Origin of the sequence: Streptomyces sp. NTH33, assembly GCF_003236365.1 — a bacterium.
Classification (GTDB): Bacteria; Actinomycetota; Actinomycetes; order Streptomycetales; family Streptomycetaceae; genus Streptomyces.
Map to the genome: position 1 here is coordinate 1 of NZ_POTZ01000919.1, position 1187 is coordinate 1187.

2 protein-coding genes are annotated in these 1187 nt (G+C 69.8%); both read left to right on the plus strand.

Annotated features, from left to right (window positions below):
- Nucleotides 1-512, plus strand: a 512-nt coding sequence (locus C1I97_RS37535; protein WP_258382936.1) for a tyrosine-type recombinase/integrase, incomplete at its 5' end; no start/stop codon positions are given.
- Between the two features lie 525 nt (nucleotides 513-1037).
- The gene (locus C1I97_RS40475; protein ID WP_181447102.1) at nucleotides 1038-1184 is read left to right on the plus strand and encodes a hypothetical protein; all 147 of its coding nucleotides are present in this window, start codon (nucleotides 1038-1040) and stop codon (nucleotides 1182-1184) included.
- Nucleotides 1185-1187: the final 3 nt, after the last annotated feature.

Genomic DNA, 1187 nt, shown 5'->3' on the forward strand with positions numbered 1-1187 from the left:
GACCGGCCCGCCCGCCGCCCAACCGGCTGCGCCCCCGACGGCCGTGGACGAGCCGACAGGCGCCACCCGCAAGGGCGTCCTTGTACGACGACGACCCCAAGAGCCGCCGCAGCCGCGTAGTACCGATGCCCGCGCTGTGCATCGCGCCGCTGCGCCGGCACCGGCTGCGGCGGCGGGAGGCGTTCGTGCGCACAGGCGTCGCCTGGTCGGAGAGCGGCTACGTCTTCGCCACGCGGAACGGCCGACCGGTGGAGCCGCGTGACGTCTACCGGTCGTTCACGCGGGTCGCAGCCGATGCGGGGCTGCGGGTGGTCCGGCTGCACGACGCGCGGCACGGCTGCGCCACGCTGCTGAAGGCGGCCGGCGTCGCGCCGCGGGTCATCAGGGAGATCCTCGGGCACAGCCGGATCAGCATCACGATGGATGTGTACACGCACGTCGTGCACGACACCCAGCGGGAGGCGATCAGCCACATGGACCGACCGTTCAAGCGCCGTCTGCCCGCAGCGTGACGGAAAACCGCTGTCCGTGGATGCCGCGTTGTTCGGCGGGCGTCTCACACAGGCGCCCGCCCGACCCGGCCGGCGAATGCGTGGCAGATGGGCGGTTGGCTTGGACAGCGGTCGACGGTCTGCGTCGAGCACGCCCGGGTCGCGGCCCAGCAGTGCCCGCACCTGGCCGGACGACGGTATTCCTCGCGCAGAGCGCCCCGCTTCCAGATCCGCCTCTGCGACCTGCCTGCCTTGGTGTGCCTGGGCTCATCGCGCCCGGCAGTTCCAGGCAACACTCTGCCGCATGGGTGAGCAGGTGTCAGAGGATCACCTTGAAGGACTAATCACCGTCAATCTATCTGAAGCTGCGCAAGTTTGACGCGCTGTCAGTCACTGAGGAAACACGTACGGGTGGCCTGGAATACCCCGATCGGCTCCCCGGCGCGCTCCTTCCGATACGCCCGATATGACAGCTCTGGTGGCTGTTAGTACGTTCAATCACACGTCGGCCGTCAAAGCCAGCCTCTCTAGAAGGAGCAAAGCGACATGGTCATGACCCGATCCTCCGCGATCACCGCGGGCGTCGCGGCCGCCGCAGCCCTGGCGGCGACCGGTATCACCTATGCCACGGCCGCCCCCGCACCGGCGGCGCAGACTGCCCCTGCCGCCGGTGCGGGGGCGGCCGTGGCATAGGTG